Below are 26,444 nucleotides of genomic sequence, written 5' to 3'. Positions count from 1 at the left end.
AATACAACCAGTCTCCAATAACACCATTCGGGTTAAACAAATTAATGTAGAGTTAGTTAAAAACACACTGAAATCCAAGGAATATGCAACCAAGTCATCGATAGCCAGTATCACAGGTCTTAGTGTGGCAACCTGCGGAAATATTCTGAATGAGCTTCTTCAAACCGGGGAAGTATTAGAGACGGAATTGGAAGAGTCGAACGGCGGACGTCCGGCTAGACGTTACAAATATAACGCTGATTATTCTTATATTATCTGTTTAAATGTGAAAACGGAAGGCGGTATACATTCTCTTACTTATGCTGTTGCTAATTTGCTTGGTGATATCATCATCGAGAATACTTCCATTGTGCCTCATATTGATTATGAGGTCATAGAAACCAAAATTGGAGAGCTGATTAATAACTATGGAAACGTCAAAGCCATTGGAATTGGCATCCCCGGGGTTGTTCATCAAGGAATTATCGATGTTTGTGATCTCGACCTGCTCATAGGAGTCCCTGTAGGTCCACAGCTTCAAGATAAATACGGATTAGAAGTTACCATTGAAAATGATATGCATTTAACAGTCTACGGATTTTATAACATGCAGAATTATGATGAGGATAAAACCTTTGCTATTGTTACGTTTCCAAAAGACAATTTCCCCGGAGCGGGTTTTATTGTCGATGGACATTTGTTAAAAGGAAATACCAAATTTGCGGGGGAAGTTTCCTTCTTACCTTTTGATTTAACAAGAGAGGAACAGCTTAAACAGTTAAATAGCACAGAGGGATTTGTTCCTCTGGCGATCCAAACGATAACTTCCATTATTGCAATTATAGACCCTGTATCTATCGCTTTGACTGGAGAGTTATCCAAGCCGAATCTGTTGGACGATATTTATAACGGCTGTCTAAAAGATGTACCCAAAGAACATATGCCCGAAATTTTTGTGAAAAACGATACTCATGATGAATACATGTTTGGGTTGATTTCAGTGACCCTTGAAAGTCTGACGTACAATTTGCAATTGGTGGAGAAAAGGAAATAGGGCATCGTTCAATAAAGCATGAGAGGATGAGATTAATGAATCAAAAATCGATTGCATGGACTACAGGGACATGGACTAATCATCCTGTATCATCCATAGAAGAAGACCAGTTCCTTAAAGTTGAAACCAGAGAAGGAAGCGACTACTGGGAAAAAACTTTGTATGGGTTTGAACGCAGTAGCGGACATTCCCTGCTTACAGACTGGGAAGAAGGCTCTGCCATCGAAGTCACGTTTCAATTAGGCTCATTTACGGAGCTTTACGATCAGGCCGGTATAATGCTGTATCAAGGACAACAAAAGTGGATTAAAGCCGGAATCGAATTAAATGACGGAATTCCTCAGCTGGCAGTCGTAGTCACAGATGGCTATTCCGATTGGTCATTAGCTCCTGTACCCGATTGGGTAGGGAAAAATGTCACGATCCGTGCTTCACAACTACAGGACGCGGTTATCATTAGAGCCCGAACCGAAAATCAAAGCTGGCGCACTGTACGTGTAGCACGTTTTCCTTATGAAACGGGACAACAGGCAGGTCCTTTTGCCTGCGCGCCGACTCGAGCCGGCTTTCAGGTTATCTTTACACGCTGGGTAAGTACTGAACCAGATAGAGATATTCATGTAGATCCGCCATTTGAAGAATAGTCATTTTACTCAATAATAGAAGAGTTATAAATATGGGAGTAATTATTGGAGATAATACTGTGATAAGTTCTGGATGTTTTTAAAATAAAACTTGACATGAAACGCGTTACAAACCTTAAGATTCAATTAGAAGTACTTTATAACACATTTGCATAAGGGTAACGTGTTTCTATCCTAGTTAATAAAAAACATCAGCAAAGGCGGAGAAAATATGAGTACACAGTTTCCAAAAGATTTCCTGTGGGGCGGAGCAGTTGCTGCTAATCAGCTCGAAGGCGCTTATCAAGAAGATGGAAAAGGCTGGTCCATTCAGGATGTAACTCCTCGTGGTGGTTGGGGGCCCGTTACGGATGTACCCACAGAAGATAACATGAAATTGATCGGTATTGATTTTTATCATCATTATAAAGAAGATATCAAACTCTTCGCGGAAATGGGTTTCAAAGTATTCCGTACTTCTATCGCATGGTCACGTATTTTCCCTAAAGGTGACGAACTGGAGCCTAACGAAAAAGGCTTGCAATTTTATGATGATTTGTTTGATGAACTTCACAAATATGGAATTGAGCCACTCGTTACACTATCTCACTATGAAACACCTTTACATTTGTCCAGAGAATACGATGGTTGGGTAAACCGTAAGCTTGTTGATTTTTATGAGCGCTATGCTACAACTGTATTTAATCGCTACAAAGATAAAGTTAAATACTGGTTGACTTTCAATGAAATCAACTCCATTCTTGAAGCACCATTCATGAGTGGAGGAATTAGCACACCAAAAGATCAACTTAGTGAGCAAGATCTTTATCAAGCTATTCACCATGAGCTTGTAGCGAGTGCAAGAGCGGTAAAAATCGGTCATCAGATCAACCCTGATTTCAAAATTGGCTGTATGGTGCTGAGTATGCCTACTTATCCGCTGACACCAAATCCAGACGATGTCATTGCTGCAATGGAATTTGATCACAGAAACATGGCATTTGCCGATATTCACGCAAGAGGTCAATACCCAGGTTACATGAAACGTTTCTTTAAAGAAAACGGAATTACTATTCACTTTGAACCAAGTGATGCCGAAGATTTGAAACATACCGTTGATTTTATCTCGTTCAGCTATTATATGAGTACTTGTGAGACAGCTGACGAAGCTAAAAAAGTCAAAGGTGAAGGTAATATCCTTGGTGGTGTCATCAATCCGCATCTTGAGGCAAGTGAGTGGGGCTGGCAAATTGATCCGCAAGGTTTACGTTATGTCCTGAATACGTTCTATGATCGCTTCCAAAAACCACTATTCATCGTTGAAAATGGTCTGGGCGCCGTTGATGAACTGATTACAAATGAAAAAGGCGAAAAAACGGTTGAAGATGACTACCGGATCAACTACCTGAATGATCATTTGGTTCAAGTTGGAGAAGCTATTGAGGACGGAGTAGAGGTTTTGGGCTATACGTCTTGGGGATGTATTGACCTTGTCAGCGCATCGACCGCTCAGCTTAAGAAACGTTATGGCTACATTTACGTAGATCGTCACGATGATGGCAGCGGTACACTTGAAAGATATCCGAAGAAATCGTTCCATTGGTATAAAGAAGTTATTGCTACGAATGGTGAAAGCTTGAAACGTTAATTTATAAATAATCCAGTGATTAATTATATATAAATGAAGGCTTATAGATAGCGACCGCTTTTTTTCTTTTACGAAGCGGCCGCTAATTTTTTAGGGGTGTTAGAATTGGAGAAAAATTAATTACTAATATATATTAAGACTTATTAAAACGATAATAATAACTATACAGAAAATAGAGTCCAGTATAAATTAATGATTTTTAATGATGAGGGCTACAGAAGGAGGAAAATAATGAAGATTGAGCATGTAGCGATCTGGGTGAGAGACTTAGAAAAGATGAAGAGTTTTTACGAGCAATACTTTGATGGGAAATCTAATGATAAATATTATAATGCGACAAAAGGGTTTGAGTCCTATTTTATCACCTTTGAGGATGGAGCAAGGTTAGAAGTTATGCGCAAAACGGGAGTAGATCATTCTCCACAGATCAATATTACGGGCTGGGCTCATGTGGCATTTTCCGTTGGAAGTAAAGCACTGGTGAATGAAAAGACAGAGCAGCTCATGCTTGCAGGATATGAAGTAGTGGGTCAGCCAAGATTGACAGGTGACGGCTATTATGAAAGCGTAATTAAAGATCCAGAAGGTAATTTAGTGGAAATTTCAATGTGAGTAGCTTTTCAGTTCTGAAGAGTGAGCATGTGGAATCCTACAATGAAGCTTTAAAAGAAATCTGACTTCTGTATCTAAATAAGCGAAGCGAGGATGGATCGGTGGTAATGTGCCTTCTGGTGTGATTGCGGTTGAAAACCCTTGCAAGGTCACCCGTAAAATCACCGAAGATGATAAGTACAAATATAAAAGGAATAACAATAAACTACAGCTCACTCGGAGCTGTAGTTTATTGTCTTAAAAAGAGTATGACCAAACGAAAGAACATTTTTGCACAGATTTGTTTAGGGAATAATGCAATAATGTGCTTAAGTGGAATATTTTCAGCCTATTCAGAAAGGAAAGAATAATTATGAAATTGATGTTTATATCAGATATTCACGGCTCACTGCATTGGTTGCAATTGGCACTGGAAAAGTTCAGGGAGGAGAAAGCCGATCGTCTTGTCCTGCTCGGAGATTATATGTACCACGGACCACGTAATCCGTTACCAGAAGGGTATAATCCGGCAGAAGTGGCCGCACTGCTAAATAAGCACAAGTCCCACATTGCCGTTTCTGTGCGTGGGAATTGCGATGCAGAGGTGGATCAGATGCTGCTGGAGTTTCCTATGATGGGTGATTATGCTTTGCTATACCATGAAGGACGGAGAATCTATGTCACGCACGGACATGGCTTTAGTATCGGAAATTTACCACCACTAGAAGCGGGAGATGTGTTTATCCAGGGACATACTCATATTCCGGTAGCAGATGTGGAAAATGGGATCTTTATACTGAACCCCGGTTCGATCTCGCTGCCAAAAGAAAACTATCCATCCTCTTACGGTGTGTTGGAGGGTGCACAATTCACTGTGAAGGATTTTGATGGGAATACAGTGAAAGCAATCACGTTTTCAAAGTAATTTACTCCAATGTGAATGTAAATTATTGAAAGTTTTCCGCTTCGATTGAGACAAAGATCATATTATTGTATGATAGGAGCGGAGTCTACATTATGAAAAAGAAAGAGAGCTTCAATACATGCAAATTAAGGATTCACATTATAAGATGCCGCCTGAATGGGCGCCACATGAACGCACGTATATTTCTTGGCCTGTAAAATCTTCAATGGTTTACCCGGATATGCATGCTGATGTTTGCAAGGGCTATGCCGGAATTGTACGCGCCATGGCGGAATTTGAACCAGTTACTGTGGTCGTAAATCCGGAAGATTTGGAGAGCGTTAAGACGCTTGAACTTGGGGAACGGGTAGAACTGCTGCCGATTGAGCACAGCGATGCGTGGCTGCGTGATAACGGCCCTACTTTTCTCACAGACGAGCATGGTCAGTTGGCAGGTGTTAACTGGAAGTTTAACGCCTGGGGTGGCAAATACGCCCCATGGGACCTGGATGACCAGGTTGCACCGCAAATTTTGGACAAACTTGGAGTTCCACGGTTTGATGCACCGGTTGTGATGGAAGGCGGCTCACTGCACGTAGATGGCGAAGGCACACTGATTACAACCGAAGAGTGTTTGCTCAATTCCAACCGAAATCCGGAATTAAGCAGAGAAGAAATTGAACGGCATGTATGTGAGTATACAGGTGCCGAGAAGATAATATGGCTAAAACGTGGTCTTAGTGGCGACGAAACAGACGGTCATGTGGACAATATTGCTTGTTTTGCAGCTCCTGGCAAGGTCATTATGCAAGTGTGTGATGATCCTGAGGATGAAAATTACGAAATCACGCAGGAAAACCTGCGCATTCTGGAGCAAGCAACGGATGCCAAAGGCCGTAAGCTGGAAGTGATTCGAATCGGTCAGCCGCCGCGTGTGGATTATGAAGACAGCCGATTGACACTGAGTTATATTAACTTCTATTTTGTGAATGGCGGTATTATTTTGCCAGTGTTCGGCGGCACTGCCGCTGAGAGTGATCTTGCAGCTGAGCAAGTGCTGGCAAATGTATTCCCAGATCGCACCATTCGTACTGTAGACGGTATGGCGGTCATCCGTGAAGGCGGTAACGTGCACTGTACGACCCAGCAGATGCCTGCTGTAAAGCGTTGAACGATACAACATCTAAAAGGAGGACTAAAGTGAGAAAAGTAAAAGTTGCAGCAACTCAAATGAGCTGTTCTACCAATATCGAAGAAAATATTAGTAAAGCAGAGAAGTTAGTACGTGAAGCGGCTGCGCAGGGCGCACAAATTATTTTGCTACAGGAGTTGTTCGAGACTCCATATTTCTGCCAGAAGGAAAAGTCTGATTATTATTCATATGCCACTGAGCTGGAGCACAACAAAGCGGTTAACCATTTTAGGAAAATCGCCAAAGAATTACAGGTTGTGCTGCCAATCAGCTTCTATGAAAAGAAAAACTACGCGCGCTACAACAGTCTTGCCGTCATTGACGCAGACGGTGAAGTGTTAGGTAAATACCGCAAAAGCCACATCCCGGACGGTCCTGGGTATGAGGAAAAATTTTATTTTAATCCGGGCGATACCGGTTTTAAAGTATGGAATACACGTTATGCCAAAATTGGGGTAGGCGTGTGCTGGGACCAATGGTATCCTGAGGCGGCCCGCTGTATGGCGCTCATGGGCGCAGAACTTTTGTTCTATCCGACAGCTATTGGCTCAGAACCGCAGGATTCTGCCATCGATTCCAAGGATCACTGGCAGACTTGCATGCTGGGTCATGCTGCTTCCAACCTGATTCCAGTCATAGCTTCCAATCGGATCGGAACTGAAACGGACGAAGACTCCAGTATTACATTCTACGGTTCATCCTTTATTGCCGGACATCAAGGTAACAAGATCGCAGAAGCGGGTCGTACCGATGAAGAAGTGCTTACTGCTGAATTTGACCTGGATGAGCTGGAAGTAGGACGGATTGAATGGGGCATTTTCCGTGACCGTCGTCCTGAACTGTACAATATGATTGCCACCTATGATGGTGATTTAAAAGTATAATCTTGATACGGATAGACAAGTCTCCCTTGACGTCAAGCCGGGGTGTTTCCTTTCATTGGACTCACCCGGCTTTTCGGGCAGGGGATTTTTGGTTTCTGAATGGAGCACTTCTAGTGATGGATAGGAGGAAAGAAAACAGCAATGAGACATAAGGGGATAGACCAATCACTCGCACAGTTCCCAACTTCGACAGAAGAGGACCAAGAGTGGGAATACTCGAGTGAAAGAGATATGGCTATTCTGGGCTTGTGGGACGAATACACACTATCTGCTCAGCGTTTATGTGAACGAATGGCTACCGAAACCCACCAATTCAGACCTTCTGAGTTTGATCCGTTCCCAACTCAGTTTGAATGGCTGGAACAGAAAGAAACAGACTTGATTATTGATGGAATATGGTCAGCTGATTTGCATGGTGATCATTGTCTGTTTATGAATATTGGGGAGCATCACCCAGAACGGCATACATCTATTGAGGCTTATATTTACGATACCCAGGTGATCGACGAAGGATTTTTCCTTAAATATCTGAATACCTCTCCTAAAGCCTCAGCCTACGCACCTTTATTCAGAAAAAATGGATATGCCACAATGTGTGGGCTGCTGGACAGATATGTTAGGAAAGGGATTTTGGAGCGTGTACCCAATGGTTTCAAAAGAACGGATCGGTAGGTGGATACCGGAATATAAGCATGTTTTTTCACACCAAAGGGACATTCCTCACAGGATTGTTCCTTTTTTATTTTATTTCTAACTCCAGTTAATCTATAGATTGAAACTATGATTTAGTACATAAAATAGCATTAGAATTTATGGATTAGATGATATAAAATCAAGTCATAAGGAATGATCGTACTCAATAACATCTCGATATTCCCAAAAGTGAAATAAATCACATATGAGAATGCTTTAATGGAAGCTTGAACATGAAATTTGTACACTCGCAAGGAGGAAGAACAATGAACCACTATCCTGCTATCTTTGAACCTCTAACCATACGACGCATGACCTTGAAAAATCGGATTGTTATGCCCCCAATGGGAACTAACTTTGCTGCCATGGACGGAAGCTTTGTTCAGGATCATATTGACTATTATGTGCAACGGGCCAAAGGTGGTACCGGCTTGATAACAGTAGAAAATGTTTGTCTGGATTTCCCAATGGGTACGAACGGAACAACCCAGCTGCGTATGGATAACGATCAGTTTATTCCCGGACTGTTTAGATTAACAGAAGCCCTACACTCTTATGGAACTTGTGTTTCTGTACAAATTAACCATGCGGGTGCTTCAGCTTATGCGGGACGACTGAACGGAATTCAGCCTGTATCTTCTTCCAATATTCCTTCTAAAAAGGGCGGAGCGATTCCAAGACCTTTGCAAAAAGAAGAAATTTACGCCATTGTGCGCAAATACGGAGAAGCAGCGGGAAGAGCGCAACGAGCAGGATTTGACTGTGTTGAAATTCATGCGGGACACTCCTACTTGCTGAGTCAGTTTCTTTCGCCGATGTATAATAAACGCACGGATGAATTTGGCGGCAGTGCAGAAAACCGTACCCGTTTTGCCAGATTAGTCATTGATGAAATTCGTTCAGTGGTAGGCCCATTCTTCCCTATTTGCTTACGTTTTAGCGCGGAAGAGTTCACAGAAGGTGGGAACACACTGGAAGATACACTCGAGTTATTGGAGTATCTTAATGATGAGGTAGATATTTTGAATGTTTCTGCTGCTCTGAATGATTCCATCCAGTTCCAGATTGACGGGATGAACCTGCCAGATGGTTGGCGCTCGTATATGGCCAAAGCGGTAAAAGAAAATTTCGGGAAGGTAACGATGACCTCAGGTAATATTCGGAGCCCACAGGCTGCGCAGGATATTTTGGTGAGAGGTGACGCGGATCTTTTGGCAATGGGTAGAGGCTTGATTGCAGAACCGAACTGGGTGCTTAAAGTGCAAAACGGCTACGAACATTTGCTTAGAAAATGTATCTCTTGCAACATTGGTTGTGCCGATCATCGTATCTCCAAAAGTAAACCGATTTGCTGTACGGTAAATCCGGATCTGTTCAAGGAAGCTGAATACCGGAAACAACGTGTTAAAAACAATGTTCAGGTTGTTGTGATCGGTGGGGGTACCGCTGGGATGGAAGCAGCATGTACGGCAGCCGAAGTAGGCTGCAAAGTAACCCTCTTTGAGGAGAAACCAGAGTTGGGCGGTTTGGCCCGTGATATTGCCCGCTTGCCAGACAAAACACGCATCAATGATTTCCCTGATTATCTGATTCAACGCACCAAACAGTTAACCAATCTGAACATTGTAACAGGGAGCCGAGCCGATTTGGCGATGATTAGTGCCCTGAATCCTGATATTATTGTCAATGCGACGGGGGCCATACCACTTCTTCCGCCTATTGCAGGTTTGCATGAGCAACTGGGCAAACCGGGGACAAAAGTGTTCTCCATCTTTGATCTTTTGCACAACATGGAGAAATTCCAGGAGTTTGAAGGTAAACGCATTGCTGTAGTTGGTGGCGGGGCTGTGGGACTGGATGTCGTCGAATATTACGCAGAGCGTGGAGCACAAGAGGTTTCCATTATTGAGATGATGCCGCTACTCGGTAAAGATCTGGATATGATTACCCGAATCTCCATGATGAAAATGGTAGAGGAGCGGGAAGTGAACGTCCATACGGAAACAGCTTTGACAGAAGTGTGTAGCGACCGTTTCAAAGTAAAGCATGGAGAACAGGAGTTTGAGATTCCTTTTGATCTTGGATTCGTATGCTTGGGTATGCGTTCATACAGTCCGCTGATGGACAGCTTGCTCGAATATGGTAAAAAACATCAAGTAGAAGTTATTAATATTGGGGATAGTAAACAAGCTCGTCGTATTATTGATGGTACACGTGAAGGTCGCAATATTCTCAAAACCATTCAACGGGTAGACGAATTTAAACATGAGTTTTCGTATTCTTACTGATTTTATAATATAAGTGATGGGTGTTCACGATGGCAACTCAGTGAATATTGAGGTTGAAGAGACAGCTTGTCTTTTCAGCCTTTTTTATTTGAGTTTTTTCTGGAAGAAGATTGATTCCTCTGTCATTTCAAAGGTAAACTATGGAAAGCATATAGTAAGTTAGTAAGTAAGGCTATTTTAACGTGGGGGGATGAGCGTGAATCAACTCTTTAGTGAAATACCGGGTGCCAGCAAGTGGAGCAACGTGGAAGAGATTCATAGAGGCTGGTCCAGTGACAAAAAATATTATATTCGAACCACTGATGGTAGAGACTTGCTGCTAAGAATGGCGGATATGGTTCATTATGATAAAAAGAAACGCGAGTTTGAAGCTGTAAAAAAGCTGAATCACGTGGAGAATCTGTTCATGTCCCGGCCGCTTGAATTTGGGTTTTGTAATGAGGGTCAATCTGTATATTCCTTGTTCACCTGGATCGAAGGGAAAGATGCTGAAGAGATGATCCCCACGTTAGCTGCAGCACAACAGTATCAACTTGGAGTTCAAGCGGGAGATGCATTGAAAAAAATGCATGAGATTCATGCAGAGCCAGATCGAGCCCCATGGGCTGAGCATTATAATGGCAAAATCAACAGGTATATTACAAACTATAAGTCATGCGGTATTTTCTTAAAGGGAGCAGATCAAGCCATAAGCTTTATTGAGCAAAACCGTCATCTATTAGAAAATCGTCCTCAAACATTTCAGCATGGGGATTATCATGTGGGCAATATGGTGGTTACCCCATCTGGTGAACTGGGTATCATCGATTTTAATAGAATGGACTATGGTGATCCTTGGGAAGAATTCAATAGAATTACCTGGTGTGCAGCATTAAGTCCTTTATTCGCTTCGGGCCGAATCCACGGTTATTTTAATAACAATGTACCTGATTTATTTTTTAGATTAATGGCTCTGTATATTGCAAGCAATCAGCTTTCATCGATCCACTGGGCCATTCCATTTGGCAAAGAAGAGGTAGACGATATGGTGCAACGAGCTGAAGAGGTATTGGAGGCATATGATGACTTTCAATCCTATATACCGAAATGGTACCTGCCCAGTTACCGCGACTTGTAAATATGAAGACCGCTGCTCCTGGGAGTGACGGTCTATTTTTAGCATTCTATTATCGTCACTTTTAGCTTAACGGTAGAACCTTTGGCAGAAACGGAGGAGGCCTTTACGCTGTTACCTTCACTAATGGATTGACCTGCCACCTGGACAGCAATGGCCTAATCGTGCCTACGTGATCGTTGTATACCAAGGTTGCGTGTTGAAACGTAACGATAAACGTTGATGTTGCTGAAGCTGCGAGCGCGTACGTTCCATTGAACATCAGGGATACCACTACCCATAGAATAGCCGATGCTTTCGTCCATATGACTTGAATTTATTTAGTAGAGAGAGGGAAGGGAAAATCTGATGAAAAAAATATATAGCGAACAAGAACTCATAGATATGACGATTAAACTGCTTGAACAAACTTCAATATATGAAGAGCAGTATGAGCAATATGTAAGACGACCTTTCTGTACGGATTTTTATGATGATCTGAGTCCGTATGTGCAAGTGAGCAAGCGGGGTTATACGCTCCAAATGTATGAAAGAGGCATACAGATGCTGAACAAGCTTACGAAAGAGGAAGAGGATGTGATTTATTGGATCATCGAAGATACAATTCACATCATTGCCCATCTGAATCTGCTTCGCAAATATAAAGTGGATAACATAAATACTCATTTAAAATATACAAAGGAGATCATGAAGGAGCTGACAACTTCAATGAACAAAGCATTTTATGAAATTGGAGGAATCTATCAGGAATGGCATGAAGCGAATAGAAGAGCCACACTGGAGAACCCATTAAAGTAAAACAAAACAAGAAACAGTTGACAATCAGTGAGGTAAAATTTACAATTTTATATTAGCGATAATGATTATCAATATCATTATTATTAATTTTAAGTATGCTTTGCACTTACTATATTTCAAAGGAGATTTACAACATGCATCGTATGATGAACAAGAAGTTTCACATGATTTTATGTGCACTATTCGTAGTGATTTTCGTTATTTCAGGTTGTGGGAATGCTGGCAGCTCCTCTGATTCATCTGCTAAATCCGCGTCGTCCACGAAGGAAGAGGTAAGCAGTGATTCTGATACACGTACAGTCTCTACGGTAAAAGGAGATGTGAAGGTGCCCGCTAATCCTCAACGGGTAGTCGTGAACTGGTATGTTGGCGATGTATTTACACTAGGGATTAAGCCGGCCGCAGTCATGGGGTGGAAACAAGAAACGATGCCTTTTTACGATAAGTTTAACGACGTCCCCAATATTGAAAAGTGGGAAACTGAGGAAATTATGAAGTATGATCCTGATCTCATCATTACATATGATACAAAGGATTATGATAAGCTGTCTAAAATTGCGCCTGTTCTTGTGATACCTGAGGATAAAATGACCTCCCTAGAACGTTTGAAATTTCTTGGTCAGGCCACAGGACATGAAGCAGAAGCGGACAAAGTGATTTCACTGTTTGAAAGCAAGCTGAGTCAGGCCAAAGAAAAACTAAATTCCGACATATTCAAGGACAAAACGTTTAGCATTTTCGAGGACTGGGGCAGTGGCTCCTACGGAATTTATTATGAAACAGGCTCACGCGGAGGAACGTTGCTTTACAATTATCTTGGACTTCACAAACCGGAAAAGCTCAACACATTGGTTAAAAACTCCGGAGAGAATCGTGGTTCTTTATCCTACGAGGTAGCTGCTGAATACTTTGGAGATTATGTCCTTTGGTTTAAGCAGGAAGGCAAGGAATCCGAATATGCGAAGACAAAAATCTGGAGCAGCATTCCAGCCGTTAAAAACGGACATATCATCGAAATTCCAGCGAAATATGCAGGACTGTTCTATTATTCGGACGTTGCTAGTATGACGGGACAGCTAGATTATATGATTAGCAAATTGCTGGAACAGACGAAGTAACGATGCATAATTGACCAACTAAGGGTGTAATCGATGTCTACTCACAAAGAACCAAATAAAAAAGGAATATTTCATTTTATAGGCTGCATGATCGTGGGCGTGTTCCTGCTTCTGGTGGTTACCGCAGCATCCATTACCTTTGGTGCTGCGGAAATGAGCTTGAAGCTGGCGTGGGGGGCTATATTTCAGTTTGATCCCAACATTACGGAACATCAGATTATTCACACCTTGCGGTTTCCACGCACCGTGGCAGATATCATTGTAGGGTGTAGCTTGGCTGTGTGTGGGGCGATTATGCAGGGAACCACTCGTAATCCACTAGCGGATTCGGGACTCATTGGCATAAGCTCAGGCTCGACATTTGCTATTGCGTTATGTATGGCCTTTTTGCCTGGTCGCACCTACGGAGAAACCATGCTGTATTCTTGCCTAGGTGCAGCAATCACTACGGGCATTACGTATTACATCGCATCTATAGGCAAGCGAGGCATGACGCCTCAGCGACTGGTACTGGCAGGAATGTCCATCTCCATGCTTTTTGGTGCATTTAGTACGTTTATCGCTATTAAGTATGAGATTGGCCAAGCCCTTGATTACTGGTCTGCTGGTGGTACAGCCAGTGCCAAGTGGGGTGAATTAGCTTTCATTGCGCCACTGTTTGTAGTGGGTTTGGTCTGTGCCATCGCGCTTTCTCCCTCAATTACGATTTTGAGCTTCGGGGAGGATGTAGCATCAGGCTTGGGTATTCGTGCCAATAGGATTAAGTTGTTTTCAACTCTAATTGTATTAATTCTGACGGGGTTATCGGTTATTGTCGTCGGTCCTGTTGGCTTCGTGGGTTTGATCGTGCCACACATTATGCGCCATTTGGTCGGAACGGATTATCGGTATATTATCCCGGCCTCAGCTTTGTATGGAGCAGTCTTTCTGTTGGGGGCGGATTTACTTGGACGACTGATCAATCGCCCTCATGAAACACCCCTTGGCATTATTTTTGCCTTGGTGGGCGTACCCTATTTTCTCTACCTTGTGCGCAAGCAAAGGAGGGAGTTTAGTTGAAGCTGTCCCGCAATAGCAGGGGTATTAGCATTATTTTACTGTTAGTAGTGCTGACGCTGTTAGTGGCTATACTCAGTATGAACGTTGGGAAAATGAACCTTTCTCCACTCGAAGTTTTCAAGATCATCATGGGCGAAGGAACGAGCAAACAGAACCTGATCGTGTTTGACTTTCGACTGCCACGTATTGTGCTTTCTATATTGGTAGGTATTGGCATGGGGATATCAGGCTGTATCATGCAAAGCTTGCTCAAAAACGACATGGCCAGTCCCGGGACACTCGGCATCAGCTCAGGCTCGGGGCTATTTGTACTTATGTATATTACGTTGTTCGCTAGTGAAGGATTGCTATCGCCGATTCTTCTTCCAGGGTTAGCTTTTGCAGGCGGCCTCACGGCAGCTTTCTTGATTTTTATGTTTGCTTTCAGGCGGGGAAGAGACATCTCGCCTACAGGCCTAATTTTAACCGGTGTCGCTATGGGGAGTGGCTACAGCGCATTATCTCTGATGTTGACACTCCGGCTAGACAAGCAACAGTATGACTTTGCTCTGAGATGGCAGGCTGGAGACCTGTGGGGGGACGACTGGAGCTATATTATGGTGCTGCTCCCGTGGGTGTTTATCATCTGTTTTTACGTTTTTTACAGGTCTAACACACTCAATACGTTGAATTTGGGGAATCAGACAGCATCGGGCCTCGGTGTAGCAATTAAAAGGGAGTTTATCGGCTTGACGATTGCTGCCGTTGCGCTCGCTTCTGGTAGCGTGGCACTTGGAGGGAATTTCTTTTTTGTAGGCATGGTCAGTCCCCATCTAGCGCGCAAGCTAGTAGGGCCCAATCATAAGCTATTGCTACCTACGACAGCATTAGTTGGTGCACTCGTCATTTTGATTGCTGACACACTTACTCGGACGATCAGCTTTGGTGCAGATATTCCAACCGGAATTATTATCACCATACTGGTTACCCCTTATTTCCTTTACTTGCTGTCGAAAGCTAGTTAAATGCAGAATAATGAAAAGACGCTAACCCATGTCCATGCAAAATATGGCTGGGTTAACGTCTTTTTTCGCGTTACTACTTAGGTCTCCTTGCGGAAAGATAATTCTTTCTCGCATTCTGTTAGGATTTCCGGCCTTCGTGTCGGAGGGGATTGTAAATAAAGCCTAATCCTTGCCATAATTCAAACCAAAGTGATAAGCTTGGTCCAGCAGCATTACAAAATGACCGGAATTTGAACTCAGGGTCTCATCTAAGAATTCAACCTTGGAATTGGAAACTCCGCAATAATCTGCAATTCCCACATTCAGCAAATGAGTAATCATTTCATCATAGTTACGCTTTTTCAACTGTTCTTTCGAAACGCCGGCCAAGCCAAGCCACAAGATATGCTGATGATGCAGGTGATTCGAACCGTACGCAAACCCATTGTTCCATACACGGTCAATATAACCCTTCAGCATAGCTGGCAAATTCCACCACCAAAGTGGAAAAATAAATGCCAATGCATCATGCTCCTTCATCCGCCTTATTTCCATTTCTACTTCAGGGGAAAAGGACTGTTCCGCAACTGTCAAATCCGGTTCATCTACTCCTTTTAAAATAGGATCAAAACCAATCCCATGCAAATCTAATATCTCATAATCGTGGCCTGCATCGGCAAGACCCTGTACGAAACGATCAGCAACCTTAAAGGTCAAGGAATCTTTTCTCGGGTGTGAAACAACGGTTAATACTTTCATGCTTCTTCACTACCTTTCTCAATAGCTTACTTCTAGGAATGCTCAATGCTTGATGCTATTATATACAGTAGAAAAATAATCTGGAAGTACGCACTTCTAAGTTCTATAGGATGATACAGGTGCCATAGGAACATGGAAGTGCCCTAGGTAGATTCCCTAGAAACTGATCTGAGTAATGAATTGAAGTGATGGGTTGTTCTGAGCAAACGAAGCCTTCTAAAGGAGGATTAAGAAATGACTGAACAGACAAAAAATAGGGTTCAAAAGAAGTATCAAGTTGGAGTGGAAGCGGCTTTAGAGGTGATGGGAGGGAAATGGAAGCCTTTAATTATCTACCATCTGATGACAGGACGGAAACGAACGTCTGAGTTTCGTCGGTTAATACCCGGCATTACACAAAAAATGCTGACCACTCAGCTCAGAGGCCTAGAAAAGGATGAGATCGTTACACGAAAGGTTTATAATGAAATCCCTCCTAAAGTAGAGTATGAGTTAACGGACTACGGCTGGGGATTAAAACCCGCGCTAGACCATTTATGCTACTGGGGAGAGGATCACCTGGATAAGATTCATGGAGACAAATTCAAGGTTTTGGAAGAATTCTAAGGCTGCTGTATAGAGTAACTTTAAGCTGATATTAAGCCCTCACAAAGTATTCAATTAGAATAGCTTGCGAGGGCTTAACTATCGCAGGGTAATATAACAGACTAACTGTCGGTCATTCCGTTATCATAACTTAATTGCCATTCAATTCCGAACTTATCTTTAAGGCTACCGTAACATTTGCTCCAGAATGTTTCTTGAAGTTCCATGTTTACGGTTCCTCCTTCTTTTAATTTATGAAAGTACGATCGAATTTTCTCTTCGTCCTTATTGACGATGGCGAGGCTGATGTTGTTTCCGGCTACGAATGGCATACCAGGAAAAACGTCTGAAAACATGACATTACTACCATCAATTTGAAGCCGCGTGTGCATGACCAGATTTTTGGCTTCTTCTGGTAGAGGATAATCGGGATTGGGCGGTGCTTCACCGAACGTCATAATTTGTGGTTTCTCAGTCCCAAATGCCTCTGCGTAAAACTCCGCTGCTTCACGACAGTTTCCATTAAAGTTAAGATAAACATCAACAGACATGTGTTTCACTCCTTTAAGGATCATTATTTTTCCATACTATATGGCCTTATTTCATTATTAACCTGCAAACTAACAAAAATACAGTAAGATCCGTTTTGCGAAAGTATTTGCGGCTCAACATGTTCAATTTTTAAAACAAATGGGCATTATATTCAAAGTAATGGTATGATAGCTTAGTTAAATCTGAACGATTAGTAATGGAGTGATCATATGGGTGGAAAAAGCAAGGGCGGCGGGACCGGCAGAGGCACAGGTAGTAAGGGATGGACACGCTGGAACAAAACTGCGAAGCCAGTAAGGACAAAAAGCGCTTCTACAAGCGCACCGGGAAGCAAAGCGGCAGGTGGCACAAAAGGCGGCACTGCCAAACCAACAAGGAATAAAAACGGCGGTAACAGTAGCAAATAAGCCGGGAAAGTATAAGTTGTCGTAAACGGCGAACATCTGATTAAGCAAGAACAATCAGGTGTTTTTTTAATTATTTTATTTAAACTCACATATTATAATCAGAAGCAGGTGAATCGTGAGAATTAACAAGTACATCAGTGAGACAGGATTCTGCTCACGTCGGGAAACCAACAGACTGATTGCAGCAGGACGAATTACGATTAATGGCATTGTCTGTGAAGCGGGCGCGGAAGTAGAGCCACAGGATATCGTGCTGATTGATGGGGAAGTTATTCCGTATAATTCCAGTGAACCTGTATATTTGGCTCTGAATAAGCCTATAGGCATTGTTTGTACCGCAGCAGAACAGGTTGCTGGTAATATTATTAGTTATGTTAACTACCCTTCGCGGATTTTTGCCATTGGCAGGCTGGACAAAGCGTCAGAGGGACTCATTCTATTAACCAACGATGGAAGCATTGTCAATCAAATGATGCGTTCCGAGCATGGTCATGAAAAGGAATATGTAGTAACTGTAGACAAACCTGTTACAAACGAGTTTACGCAGGCTATGTCTTGTGGCGTTGAAATATTGAACGTTATTACCAAACCGTGCAAGGTTGATCGTACAAGCAAATACGAGTTCCGCATTATTTTGACGCAGGGTCTGAACTTGCAAATTCGCAGAATGTGTAAGGCCTTGGGGTACAGGGTGCTCAAGTTGGAACGTGTTCGAATTATGAATATTAGCTTAGATCATCTGGAGCGTGGGCAATGGAGACATCTTGAGAGGGAGGAACTGGAGTTGCTTCTTGCTAAATTGCAATAATGAGTAAGTACAACAAAAGTTTATTTGAAGGACAGTATGTTCATACGGCCAACGCAACTTTAGTGATACTTTTTACGAAATTTTAGCGAGCCGCCTCTTACCCACCAGCCATAGCACAATAGGAAACACGATACCGAAAATCATGGCGTAAAAAGGCCATACTGAAAAAAACTTGATTAAAAATTGCATATTTGGCCAAATAGAGTGAACCATTGCCAATGCGATTAGGATCAGAGGAACTAAGAGAGAGTTAGCGCTTCGAAGACGAAAAGCATCTGCAAGCCCCTGCGCTGAAACATATAAAAGTAGTGTGAGTCGAAAAAATATGGTGACAAACCAGAACACTGCAACAACAATTTCAAACCGTTGAAGAAACTCCCCGTTACTGATTGTTCGGCTAATAAAATAAGTGGGAAATGTCAAATTAGATACAACACCTTCACTCATCACGGCAATTATTTGTAAAACCATGAAAAAATACATGCCGCCGCTAATCAATGCAGAGGTAATCACTGTCTTTCTCCACTTTTTTGGATCGGGGATGTACTGTGCAAAAAAAAGATACAGAATTGCTTCAAGGTAGGGAAAGGCAAACAAATTGAACGAAGCGAGAACGATAGGGTTCAAACCATACTCGAAAATAGGGAGCACATTATCTATGTTGGTATCAGGAAGGAGGGTAATCCTGACCAAAAGATACAGAGCAAGAAGGAAGAAAAACAAGATTTCCGCGCAACGGCCAATTACAGCAGGGCCTGATCGAACGGCGAAATAAATGACTATTAGCATGATGAAATATATCGCTTCGGAGGGAGTTTCCGGCATAATAGCTATCGTGATAAAGTCGCCCAGATTTCGAAGTGTCATAATGAACACAAGAAAGGGAAAGAAAAAAATGAAAACGATGCTGATCGTCCCGCCCAAGGGACCGAAGAGGCAACGGAGATGCTCTACAAAAGATTTCCCCTGTATTTGCCTAGCGATGGAGGCATATAAAGGTATCAATAACAGATGGAAACCTAAGGAGACTGGAATGGAGAGCCAGGCATCTTGTTTAGCGACAGCGGTAATTGCCGCTGGGAGTACCAGATATGCGCTTCCTATTTGATATAATGCAAACCACATAATAGCTTGTCGAACGGTCAAGTTGGAATTCATCCCAATGCCTCCTTAAGATAATATTTCAGTAAGTAACCGGCTTATCGGTTGAAATAGGATTTGGATGCCCGTCAGTGGAGTCGGCAGTTTAATATTGGCGATCCGTAGGATAATCAATATAACGCCTATAATCAACAATATCGAGCTGAATACAATTTCACGCACATATTGTTTCGCCTTAAATTTTTTAAACTCATACAACGATGTTAAAATGGAAGTTACGAGAATCACATAAAGCATATGCATTCACTCCTGATTGTGTATTCCCATATCAATTGGACTGGTAATGTCTCCGAACCGGACTAAACGATAGTTGAGCTGAATATCCACTTTAAGCGTTTGAAATTTTTGTGGCCAATCCTCTTTCCATCTATGCCATTCACGTGGGAACTTGCGGTGAAAAGCTTCTCCAAACCCGAATATATCGGAACCGATTTGTTGTGCGTGCGAAATGCCTTTCTTCAAAGACTGTTGCAGATGCTCTTTAGCTGATTCTTGAAGATCTCTAAATGTCTCTTCATTCTTAGGGTTGGCATTGCACGAGATCGTTCCGATATTGGATTCTGTATCCACAATAAGAGAAATGTGCGGCTCATGGTCTATTATTTCTGGACGCATCTTTACTTTGGAACGGATTACTTCAACAACAAATTTCCCTTTGGAATTCGGACAATCGATGGAAGCTACGGTGCTGGAAACACGGTTGGATATATATGTAAAGGCTTTACTTTGTGAATCATCCATCCAATTGATAAGTCGGTCGCCCTTGAAAACACCAACTCCAGTAAAAAAATATTTAACATGTTGGGGCGACTTTGTCACATTATCAATAGTTAGACCTTTTTCTACGTTTGTCAGTCGAATACCGGTGAGAACCGGTTCAATGCCATCCTCTGTAAATTTCTCTAAAATATCTTTCACATTGACCGCGGAAGTTGGAGCCCATGCTTTTTCAGAAAGCCTTAATGCCTTATACATATCCATTGCAGGCAAGATCTCGGTTGGAGCTACAAAAGTAACGGCCTCCTTTGCCGAGTTTCCTCTGACAACGGCCAAATAGAAATCAGGTCGAACTTCATGATCACGGAACAGAAAGTCCAGCGGCTCCTTGATTCCTTTTTTTGCCGTTTTCTCATCAAAAATGACAAACTTTAAGTGAGACATATACATTTTTCGGGACGATTCCGTTGTTAATTTTCGAATAGCTTCAAATATGGTATCGGCGCGCTTGGAAAAAACGATCGTTGGCGTCCGTTCCATGGGGGAATTCTGCGACATTTTCGATGGGTCAACCACTTGTAAACTGACTTCATATTGGTCATCAACGGCATCAATGCCCAGAGCCATCACGACGGAAATTGCACTCAATTCCTTACTGTTCCAGCAACCCGTAAGAAACACCATTAGCCAGATGCACATAAACAGTAATAAAATGGTGGATCGATACGAGTTCATGATGGTTTACTCCTTTAGTTTTTACGATGTTTTTTAGTTCTATATGGAAAACGCAATATGGCGTCCCTCTGCTCCGACGATTTGTAATTGGCAAAGGGGCTCAAATACGGTACACCGAATGAATGAAGCCCATTCAGATGTACAAAGAGCATGAGAATACCAACAGTCAATCCGTACACACCAAACATAGCGGCTATGCCTATGAAAGCGAAACGTAATATCCGGATTGGAATAGCAAAAGTGTACGAGGGAATGACAAAGCTCGAAATGGCAGTTATTGCAACAACAATGACCATAACAGCCGAAACGATGTTTGCTTCTACAGCTGCTTGGCCGATCACTATTGACCCGACAATAGAAACGGCTTGACCGACCGTCCGTGGCATACGAAGACCTGCCTCCCTCAGAATTTCAAAAACCACTTCCATGATCATCGCCTCAATAAATGCTGGAAACGGTACTCCTTCACGTTGCGCGGATAAGCTTAATAACAAAACGGTTGGAATCATATCCTGATGGAATGTCGTTAATGCGACATAAATGGCCGGAGCCAACATACAGATTGCCAGGCAAATGTACCTTAATATTCGAATGATACTACTGTAAACAAAGGATTGATAATAGTCTTCTGCGGATTGAAGGAAATCTGCAAACACCGCAGGTGCAAGGATGGCGAAGGGAGATCCATCCACAAATATCGCTATTTTCCCCTCCATAATTCCTGCTGCAATAGAGTCTGGGCGATCAGAATTATAAAAGAGCGGAAATATCGTGAATTGTTTATCTTCATGGAGACATTCTTCCAAATATTCGCTTTCAAGCACGCCTTCCACATGCATGTTCTTTAACTTGGATATCATGTCCTGCACCTTTTTTGGGTCAGCGATCCCATGTAAATACATGACCGATATATCGGTCTTAGTTTTTTTGCCAACTTTTAGGGTAGTTAGACGTACTCTTGTATCCTTCACCCTTCGACGAACCATAGTCGTATTCGTACGTAAAGTTTCTGTAAACGCTTCTTGCGGACCTCTGACCACTGGCTGTGTCTTCGAGTCCGAAATGCTGCGTTCTTCCCATCCAGGCAAAGAAATGACCAATCCTTCATCCATATCGTTCAGGAGTAGGAGAAGACCACCGGAGAGGATCTGTTCCAAGGCATCTTCAAAGTTTTGAGTAAAGTTTGCTTCACCAATGTCCAAAATTGCGTTTTTCAATAACGGTAAAGTGATCTCGTCAGAGGAGACACGATCATGCAACGGACGGATCACGTTATCCTGTACCTTTTGCATGTCAGTCATGCCGTCCAAATAAAAAAGAGCAGCGTGTTTATGGCCAGTCGTGATCTCACGAACAACAAAATCCGAACTGTTTCCCATGAAGTCACAAATGAGATCAATATTCTGGCATAATTGTCTTGAAAATTTGGTATGTAACTTCATTTTCACCCTCCTCAGATACGTAGTATTAACAATAATCCAAAATAATACCACAATAATCCATAATTGCGTTGTTGTCGGTAAGGTCAATGACATCTTCAACGGTGGAGGATAAAGGCTATTCTCTTTCTTTGAAGGCTTGGTATGATGAGGAAAAGCAAAAATGATGGGAGAACGTGACTACGAAGGATACAATACCTGCAATAACATACTATATGCTATTTATCTTAAGATGTAATATTTCATGAGAATACGCTAAAAGGAGTTTTCCTTATGAATATTACATCAGTTTTAATTTATTGTTTTATTGCTACCTTCACACCAGGCCCTACCAATATCGTCATATTATCCACAGTGCATCATTTTGGAGCAAAAAAGGCAATGAAATATACGTTTGGAGCATTTGAGTATATGTCACATCTAAAGTGAGGAGGAGGGAGTATGTTTAAATAGGCTACAGATGACTATCCTTTTTTGGAATAGTTTACTTGTGTAGTATAATACTTTTGAAGGATATTCTTTTCTATCAATTCATTTAAACATCCAAATAGAGAGGTATTTGATCATGCTATTTATTACAAAAAAAACGATCAATAAGCTAGCAGAACCTTATAGAGAATCTGACATGCTTGTCTGCTATTCAACTCCACAGAGCTTTTCGGCTTATACAAGTCGAGCCATATTACTCTTAAATAATGATAGGATTATTATCCTTTTCCTCAATCTATTTTCCACAAAAGTAGTACAAAAAGTTGAATATGAAGTTGCTGATTTACAAGAACAAAAATACCATTCTGGACACCTGTCTTCTGCAATATGGTCATTTAAAATCAAAGGCCAGCATTGTAGGTTTAGGATAATCAAAAAAATTCTTACTCTTGGCTCTATGCAAAGAGATTTTCTGAATTTCTTGCAACAAAATAATTTAAACTAGCGACCGAGTAGATCGGTAATTTCTGTCTGCCTAAGGCGGGGCACCGTAAGTACTTTATGGGGATAAGTGATGAAGGTAATATTCGGTGTTTTTTTGTTATATATCATTGAGGGGAGGAATTCTACATGAACGAACAACTCATAAAAAGCGATGGAATAGAAATCTGTAGTGAGAGTTTCGGCGAGCAAGTTAACCCGGCAATATTACTGATTATGGGGGCTCAATCCTCATTGGTCTGGTGGGAGCAAGAATTTTGTCAGCGTTTAGCTGAGACAGGTCGCTTTGTCATTCGCTATGATAACCGAGATGTTGGACGTTCTACAACCTATGAATCTGGTCAACCGGACTATACCTTCGAAGACATGGCAGATGATGCGATTCGAGTATTAGATGCTTATAAGATTGAGCAAGCGCATATCGTAGGGATGTCTATGGGCGGTATGCTGACTCAGTTGATAGCTCTACGACATCCAGACAGAGTATTAACCGTGACTCTTTTAGCAACGTCAAATTTTGCTTCCGATCTTCCACCGATGGAGAAAAAGGTTATGGACTATTTCTCGAATATGGGAGCAATAGATTGGTCGAACGAACAATCGGTGGTCGATTTTGTGGTGGGTAGATCAAGAATTTTAGTCGGTTCAAAGCATCCTTTCAATGAGAAAAAGGTTTATCAATTAGCAAAAGAAGAATGGAAAAGAAGCAACAATATGGCCAGTATGAATAATCACGCTATGCTGTCAGGCGGGGAATCCTATTTGGCTAGAACAGGGGAAATAAACGTTCCTACACTGGTTATACACGGTACTGAAGATTCGATTATCCCTTATGAACACGGAATAAATCTTGCTAACGCAATTCCGCGTGCGGTTTTACTGACATTGGAAGGTGCCGGGCATGAGCTTCACTATGACGACTGGGATTTAATAATCGATTCTATCTCAAAACACACTTCGATACTCAATTAGGTCAGCTGATGTGTAGGATAGCTGAATAAAGCCGTTTACGAGAGAAGCAATCTTCCTGAATAAAAAGGCAATCTCCTTTTTTAAGGGGATTGCCTTTTGCTATTTGTATGCCCTTATTTTCATGAAGACTGGGCAAGTCTCAAGTCTCAAGTCTCAAGTCTCAGGCACAAGTATCCCAAAGCTCCATCAATTTAGTTATGGCTGTATCAATGTTGTCTAGGGACACACCATCTCTGGCTTCCGTAGATATACCTTCCAGAAAGGTAACGAATAGTGTGGTTAACATGCTAACATTTGTGGATTCTTGAAGTTCTCCATTCTTGGTAGCTCGCTCAATACGAGCATAGAACTTGTTCCTAGTCACTGCTCTTTGCCTGATCAATAGTTCTCGAATATGAGTGTTTTCTGGGGAACATGTATTTGCAGAGAATATGACTAAACAACCCAAGGGATGGGTCTGCTTAGTCTGCATGATTGCTGAACTTCTTAAGGCTAATTCAATAGCTGTGCGCGATGAAAGTGAATAGTTTGTAAGGCTTGTCGATACTTGTCCGTATGTAGCCAAATACCGGTCCAGCGCTTCTTTGAATAATGCGTCTTTTGATTCAAAAGCTGCATAAAAGCTGGCTGAGGAGATGCCGCCCATCGCCTTTTTGAGTTGAGCCAAAGAGGTTGATTCAAATCCATGCTCCCAAAACAACATCATAGCTTGGGAGATCGCTTCGTCGCGACAGAATTTACGTGGTCTTCCGGTTCTAACCATGGAGTCGCCTCCTTATATCTTGTACTTATATACTAATCGATCCAAAAGTAATTGACAAGACAGAGAGGTATCTTTAAAATGTGGATTGATCGATCCATAAGTAAAATAAAAGGAGAGCAAATCATTGGCATATATGCTTGATTTTTCGCTTGAACTTGTTTTGAAATCGATTTTAAGGAGCTGCGCTAATGTCCAGCAATAACTCTTCTACTACTGTAAAGATTGCTTCTTCCGCCTCCTCTGAGCGCTTTCCCTGGCTTGGTCTGCTTGCTTTGGCTATGACAGGATTATCTGTATTATGACGGAAACGATTCCGGCTGGTTTGCTTCCGCAAATAAGCAAGGGACTTTATATTTCAGAGGCAATGGCGGGTCAACTGGTCACTGTCTATGCCATCGGTTCCCTAGTGGCTGCCATCCCTGTAGCTATAGTTACCCGCCAATGGCGGAGGCGTCCGCTGTTACTTCTGGCTATTTGCGGGTTCCTGGTTTTTAACAGTGTCACCGCGATTTCTTCCAGCTACATACTGACGCTGGCTGCCCGTCTACTGGCAGGAGTTTCGGCTGGAGTTCTATGGGGGATGATCGGCGGTTACGCTCTCCGCATGGTATCTGCTACATTGAAGGGGAGGGGGATGGCCGTTGCCATGGTTGGAACGCCGATCGCCTTGGCTATTGGTGTCCCAGCGGGGACGTTTCTGGGGAACCTTATGGGTTGGCGTTCTGTTTTTGGAATTATGTCACTACTGACAGTTATACTGATTGTGTGGGTGCTTTGGAAGGTGCCGGACTATCCGGGACAGTCCTCCGATAAGCAAACTTCGATCTATGCAGTCTTCCTTACACCGGGGATTCGGCCCATACTATTAGTTGTTCTGACCTGGATGACAGCCCATAATATTCTCTATACTTATATTGCTCCATTCCTTGCCTCCAATGGGATGGGTGAGAGAGTGGGTCTGGCGCTGGCTTTCTTTGGCATTGCTGCTCTCGTAGGTATATGGATAACTGGCGTATTCATCGACCGTTGGCTGCGTAAGCTTGTTTTGATTAGTCTTATTTCCTTCGTCTTAATTTCTATTGCCATGAGCTTTAGCAACTCCAATGTCCTTATGATCTATATCATTGTTACGGTATGGGGTTTAACTTTCGGTGGCGCAGCAACGCTGTTGCAAACGGCGCTTGCTCAGGCTGCAGGGGAGAGCAAAGTGGATATGGTTATGCCGATTAACACGACCGTATGGAATCTGGCTATCGCTGGCGGTGGGATGGCTGGGGGTATTTTACTTGAAACTTTTGGTGCGGGATCATTTTCATGGGCGTTATTCATACTCTTATTCCTTGCGCTTCTCGTGGCTTGGGGTGGCAAAAAGTATTCGTTCCCTCCAAACTAACCTAGTAATTAGTGAAGATTTTTTTTAAAATTTTCTTGTTATGACTTCTAACGTTAATGAGTAGAAGATATGAAGTCCAGCTTATTTTCCAAGAAAGGCTGACTTCGTCCAGCACTTGCCCATAGGTAACCGGATCGAATCTGGCGACCATACAGTGTTATCCACTATGTGTCGTGATTCTTTTTCACCGCGTTCACAATCGCTGTAAATCCTCTGGTCACATTTCAGATACTCGGCATTAGTCCTCAATTACTTTAGTGAAATATTCGCTAAAAATCAGTATTGATTTTTTACT

Annotated in this window: 27 protein-coding genes and 1 pseudogene; 21 read left to right on the top strand and 7 right to left on the bottom strand. The window is 42.3% G+C overall.

Annotated elements, in window-relative coordinates:
* The first annotated feature begins 124 nt into the window (after nt 1–124).
* The 14 genes from ACEN8J_RS10880 (at nt 125) to ACEN8J_RS10815 (ending at nt 14,949) form a co-directional block, all read left to right on the top strand.
* Nucleotides 125–1,033, top strand: a complete 909-nt coding sequence (locus ACEN8J_RS10880) for an ROK family protein (RefSeq protein WP_080658555.1) — start codon at nt 125–127, stop codon at nt 1,031–1,033.
* Nucleotides 1,034–1,068: 35 nt separating this feature from the next.
* Entirely contained in the window at nt 1,069–1,677 is a 609-nt protein-coding gene (locus ACEN8J_RS10875) for a DUF1349 domain-containing protein (RefSeq protein ID WP_029515109.1), read from the top strand.
* Between the two features lie 211 nt (nt 1,678–1,888).
* Nucleotides 1,889–3,304 (top strand): glycoside hydrolase family 1 protein, encoded by a 1,416-nt coding sequence (locus ACEN8J_RS10870; protein WP_029515108.1) that lies wholly within the window; start codon nt 1,889–1,891, stop codon nt 3,302–3,304.
* A 231-nt stretch (nt 3,305–3,535) separates the two neighbouring features.
* Nucleotides 3,536–3,916 (top strand): VOC family protein, encoded by a 381-nt coding sequence (locus ACEN8J_RS10865; RefSeq protein ID WP_069011186.1) that lies wholly within the window; start codon nt 3,536–3,538, stop codon nt 3,914–3,916.
* 352 nt (nt 3,917–4,268) lie between these two features.
* Nucleotides 4,269–4,820 carry a phosphodiesterase gene (gene yfcE / locus ACEN8J_RS10860; protein ID WP_029515104.1) on the top strand — a complete coding sequence of 184 codons (552 nt, stop codon included), beginning with the start codon at nt 4,269–4,271 and terminating at the stop codon, nt 4,818–4,820.
* 118 nt (nt 4,821–4,938) lie between these two features.
* A complete protein-coding gene (locus tag ACEN8J_RS10855; RefSeq protein ID WP_495594490.1) occupies nt 4,939–5,970 on the top strand; it encodes an agmatine deiminase family protein in 1,032 nt (343 codons plus the stop codon).
* 29 nt (nt 5,971–5,999) lie between these two features.
* Nucleotides 6,000–6,875 (top strand): N-carbamoylputrescine amidase, encoded by an 876-nt coding sequence (gene aguB / locus ACEN8J_RS10850; protein ID WP_029515101.1) that lies wholly within the window; start codon nt 6,000–6,002, stop codon nt 6,873–6,875.
* Between the two features lie 141 nt (nt 6,876–7,016).
* Nucleotides 7,017–7,547 (top strand): hypothetical protein, encoded by a 531-nt coding sequence (locus ACEN8J_RS10845; RefSeq protein WP_340932119.1) that lies wholly within the window; start codon nt 7,017–7,019, stop codon nt 7,545–7,547.
* Between the two features lie 287 nt (nt 7,548–7,834).
* The gene (locus ACEN8J_RS10840; RefSeq protein WP_495594489.1) at nt 7,835–9,856 is read left to right on the top strand and encodes an oxidoreductase; all 2,022 of its coding nucleotides are present in this window, start codon (nt 7,835–7,837) and stop codon (nt 9,854–9,856) included.
* 196 nt (nt 9,857–10,052) lie between these two features.
* A complete protein-coding gene (locus ACEN8J_RS10835; RefSeq protein WP_029515095.1) occupies nt 10,053–10,973 on the top strand; it encodes an aminoglycoside phosphotransferase family protein in 921 nt (306 codons plus the stop codon).
* Nucleotides 10,974–11,318: 345 nt separating this feature from the next.
* Nucleotides 11,319–11,768 (top strand): Imm63 family immunity protein, encoded by a 450-nt coding sequence (locus ACEN8J_RS10830; protein WP_029515094.1) that lies wholly within the window; start codon nt 11,319–11,321, stop codon nt 11,766–11,768.
* 134 nt (nt 11,769–11,902) lie between these two features.
* Nucleotides 11,903–12,886, top strand: a complete 984-nt coding sequence (locus ACEN8J_RS10825; protein ID WP_029515092.1) for an ABC transporter substrate-binding protein — start codon at nt 11,903–11,905, stop codon at nt 12,884–12,886.
* A 33-nt stretch (nt 12,887–12,919) separates the two neighbouring features.
* Complete coding sequence (locus ACEN8J_RS10820; RefSeq protein WP_165150091.1) at nt 12,920–13,945, top strand: FecCD family ABC transporter permease; 1,026 nt, start codon at nt 12,920–12,922, stop codon at nt 13,943–13,945.
* Complete coding sequence (locus ACEN8J_RS10815) at nt 13,942–14,949, top strand: FecCD family ABC transporter permease (protein ID WP_340885283.1); 1,008 nt, start codon at nt 13,942–13,944, stop codon at nt 14,947–14,949. The genes ACEN8J_RS10820 and ACEN8J_RS10815 overlap by 4 nt, the downstream gene beginning before the upstream one ends.
* Nucleotides 14,950–15,111: 162 nt before the next feature.
* Here ACEN8J_RS10815 and ACEN8J_RS10810 read toward each other — a convergent pair whose 3' ends face one another.
* Complete coding sequence (locus tag ACEN8J_RS10810) at nt 15,112–15,687, bottom strand: NAD(P)H oxidoreductase (RefSeq protein WP_029515088.1); 576 nt, start codon at nt 15,685–15,687, stop codon at nt 15,112–15,114.
* Nucleotides 15,688–15,921: 234 nt separating this feature from the next.
* Here ACEN8J_RS10810 and ACEN8J_RS10805 point away from each other — a divergent pair, with 234 nt between their 5' ends.
* A complete protein-coding gene (locus tag ACEN8J_RS10805; RefSeq protein WP_029515086.1) occupies nt 15,922–16,293 on the top strand; it encodes a winged helix-turn-helix transcriptional regulator in 372 nt (123 codons plus the stop codon).
* Nucleotides 16,294–16,394: 101 nt separating this feature from the next.
* Here the strand turns inward: ACEN8J_RS10805 and ACEN8J_RS10800 are convergent, their stop codons facing one another.
* Nucleotides 16,395–16,823, bottom strand: a complete 429-nt coding sequence (locus ACEN8J_RS10800) for a VOC family protein (RefSeq protein WP_039274565.1) — start codon at nt 16,821–16,823, stop codon at nt 16,395–16,397.
* Between the two features lie 210 nt (nt 16,824–17,033).
* Between ACEN8J_RS10800 and ACEN8J_RS10795 the strand changes: the two genes are divergently transcribed.
* On the top strand, nt 17,034–17,231 hold the full coding sequence (locus ACEN8J_RS10795; protein WP_029515083.1) for a DUF3934 family protein: 198 nt from the start codon (nt 17,034–17,036) through the stop codon (nt 17,229–17,231).
* Between the two features lie 115 nt (nt 17,232–17,346).
* Nucleotides 17,347–18,039, top strand: a complete 693-nt coding sequence (locus tag ACEN8J_RS10790; RefSeq protein ID WP_318628354.1) for a pseudouridine synthase — start codon at nt 17,347–17,349, stop codon at nt 18,037–18,039.
* A 72-nt stretch (nt 18,040–18,111) separates the two neighbouring features.
* Here ACEN8J_RS10790 and ACEN8J_RS10785 read toward each other — a convergent pair whose 3' ends face one another.
* Genes ACEN8J_RS10785 through ACEN8J_RS10770 form a run of 4 tightly spaced genes read right to left on the bottom strand, consistent with a single transcriptional unit; the run spans nt 18,112 to nt 22,094 of the window.
* Nucleotides 18,112–19,197, bottom strand: a complete 1,086-nt coding sequence (locus tag ACEN8J_RS10785) for a GerAB/ArcD/ProY family transporter (protein ID WP_238437983.1) — start codon at nt 19,195–19,197, stop codon at nt 18,112–18,114.
* Nucleotides 19,198–19,209: 12 nt separating this feature from the next.
* On the bottom strand, nt 19,210–19,437 hold the full coding sequence (locus tag ACEN8J_RS10780) for a hypothetical protein (protein ID WP_029515077.1): 228 nt from the start codon (nt 19,435–19,437) through the stop codon (nt 19,210–19,212).
* A 6-nt stretch (nt 19,438–19,443) separates the two neighbouring features.
* Nucleotides 19,444–20,652 carry a Ger(x)C family spore germination protein gene (locus ACEN8J_RS10775; protein WP_318628355.1) on the bottom strand — a complete coding sequence of 403 codons (1,209 nt, stop codon included), beginning with the start codon at nt 20,650–20,652 and terminating at the stop codon, nt 19,444–19,446.
* Nucleotides 20,653–20,666: 14 nt separating this feature from the next.
* Nucleotides 20,667–22,094 (bottom strand): spore germination protein, encoded by a 1,428-nt coding sequence (locus tag ACEN8J_RS10770; RefSeq protein WP_029515074.1) that lies wholly within the window; start codon nt 22,092–22,094, stop codon nt 20,667–20,669.
* A gap of 270 nt (nt 22,095–22,364) precedes the next feature.
* Between ACEN8J_RS10770 and ACEN8J_RS10765 the strand changes: the two are divergent.
* The 3 genes and pseudogenes from ACEN8J_RS10765 to mle all read left to right on the top strand — a co-directional run.
* Nucleotides 22,365–22,493 (top strand): annotated as a pseudogene (locus ACEN8J_RS10765) (LysE family translocator); the annotation flags it as partial.
* A gap of 163 nt (nt 22,494–22,656) precedes the next feature.
* Nucleotides 22,657–23,025 carry a hypothetical protein gene (locus ACEN8J_RS10760; RefSeq protein WP_029515073.1) on the top strand — a complete coding sequence of 123 codons (369 nt, stop codon included), beginning with the start codon at nt 22,657–22,659 and terminating at the stop codon, nt 23,023–23,025.
* A 125-nt stretch (nt 23,026–23,150) separates the two neighbouring features.
* A complete protein-coding gene (mle, locus tag ACEN8J_RS10755; RefSeq protein ID WP_029515071.1) occupies nt 23,151–23,993 on the top strand; it encodes an alpha/beta fold macrolide esterase in 843 nt (280 codons plus the stop codon).
* A 160-nt stretch (nt 23,994–24,153) separates the two neighbouring features.
* On the opposite strand, the gene ACEN8J_RS10750 is transcribed toward mle, so the two are convergent.
* Complete coding sequence (locus ACEN8J_RS10750; protein WP_495594488.1) at nt 24,154–24,756, bottom strand: TetR/AcrR family transcriptional regulator; 603 nt, start codon at nt 24,754–24,756, stop codon at nt 24,154–24,156.
* A 298-nt stretch (nt 24,757–25,054) separates the two neighbouring features.
* On the opposite strand from ACEN8J_RS10750, the gene ACEN8J_RS10745 reads away from it, so the two are divergent.
* Entirely contained in the window at nt 25,055–26,149 is a 1,095-nt protein-coding gene (locus tag ACEN8J_RS10745; protein ID WP_495594487.1) for an MFS transporter, read from the top strand.
* Nucleotides 26,150–26,444: the final 295 nt, after the last annotated feature.

The sequence above is a fragment of the Paenibacillus sp. Paensp38 genome (genome assembly GCF_059491915.1).
This window is presented reverse-complemented; position numbering and strand designations above follow the sequence as displayed.

What these genes read in the sequence shown, in the direction of transcription:
- ACEN8J_RS10830 (WP_029515094.1), top strand. Translation starts at nt 11,319, where the DNA reads ATGAAAAAAATATATAGCGAACAAGAACTCATAGATATGACGATTAAA.
- ACEN8J_RS10825 (WP_029515092.1), top strand. Translation starts at nt 11,903, where the DNA reads ATGCATCGTATGATGAACAAGAAGTTTCACATGATTTTATGTGCACTA.
- ACEN8J_RS10795 (WP_029515083.1), top strand. Translation starts at nt 17,034, where the DNA reads ATGGGTGGAAAAAGCAAGGGCGGCGGGACCGGCAGAGGCACAGGTAGT.
- ACEN8J_RS10775 (WP_318628355.1), bottom strand. Translation starts at nt 20,652, where the DNA reads ATGAACTCGTATCGATCCACCATTTTATTACTGTTTATGTGCATCTGG.
- ACEN8J_RS10760 (WP_029515073.1), top strand. Translation starts at nt 22,657, where the DNA reads ATGCTATTTATTACAAAAAAAACGATCAATAAGCTAGCAGAACCTTAT.
- ACEN8J_RS10750 (WP_495594488.1), bottom strand. Translation starts at nt 24,756, where the DNA reads ATGGTTAGAACCGGAAGACCACGTAAATTCTGTCGCGACGAAGCGATC.
- mle (WP_029515071.1), top strand. Translation starts at nt 23,151, where the DNA reads ATGAACGAACAACTCATAAAAAGCGATGGAATAGAAATCTGTAGTGAG.
- ACEN8J_RS10805 (WP_029515086.1), top strand. Translation starts at nt 15,922, where the DNA reads ATGACTGAACAGACAAAAAATAGGGTTCAAAAGAAGTATCAAGTTGGA.
- ACEN8J_RS10745 (WP_495594487.1), top strand. Translation starts at nt 25,055, where the DNA reads ATGACGGAAACGATTCCGGCTGGTTTGCTTCCGCAAATAAGCAAGGGA.
- ACEN8J_RS10865 (WP_069011186.1), top strand. Translation starts at nt 3,536, where the DNA reads ATGAAGATTGAGCATGTAGCGATCTGGGTGAGAGACTTAGAAAAGATG.
- ACEN8J_RS10800 (WP_039274565.1), bottom strand. Translation starts at nt 16,823, where the DNA reads ATGTCTGTTGATGTTTATCTTAACTTTAATGGAAACTGTCGTGAAGCA.
- ACEN8J_RS10855 (WP_495594490.1), top strand. Translation starts at nt 4,939, where the DNA reads ATGCAAATTAAGGATTCACATTATAAGATGCCGCCTGAATGGGCGCCA.
- ACEN8J_RS10780 (WP_029515077.1), bottom strand. Translation starts at nt 19,437, where the DNA reads ATGCTTTATGTGATTCTCGTAACTTCCATTTTAACATCGTTGTATGAG.
- ACEN8J_RS10770 (WP_029515074.1), bottom strand. Translation starts at nt 22,094, where the DNA reads ATGAAGTTACATACCAAATTTTCAAGACAATTATGCCAGAATATTGAT.
- ACEN8J_RS10810 (WP_029515088.1), bottom strand. Translation starts at nt 15,687, where the DNA reads ATGAAAGTATTAACCGTTGTTTCACACCCGAGAAAAGATTCCTTGACC.
- ACEN8J_RS10840 (WP_495594489.1), top strand. Translation starts at nt 7,835, where the DNA reads ATGAACCACTATCCTGCTATCTTTGAACCTCTAACCATACGACGCATG.
- ACEN8J_RS10820 (WP_165150091.1), top strand. Translation starts at nt 12,920, where the DNA reads ATGTCTACTCACAAAGAACCAAATAAAAAAGGAATATTTCATTTTATA.
- yfcE (WP_029515104.1), top strand. Translation starts at nt 4,269, where the DNA reads ATGAAATTGATGTTTATATCAGATATTCACGGCTCACTGCATTGGTTG.
- ACEN8J_RS10870 (WP_029515108.1), top strand. Translation starts at nt 1,889, where the DNA reads ATGAGTACACAGTTTCCAAAAGATTTCCTGTGGGGCGGAGCAGTTGCT.
- ACEN8J_RS10875 (WP_029515109.1), top strand. Translation starts at nt 1,069, where the DNA reads ATGAATCAAAAATCGATTGCATGGACTACAGGGACATGGACTAATCAT.
- ACEN8J_RS10785 (WP_238437983.1), bottom strand. Translation starts at nt 19,197, where the DNA reads ATGAATTCCAACTTGACCGTTCGACAAGCTATTATGTGGTTTGCATTA.
- ACEN8J_RS10845 (WP_340932119.1), top strand. Translation starts at nt 7,017, where the DNA reads ATGAGACATAAGGGGATAGACCAATCACTCGCACAGTTCCCAACTTCG.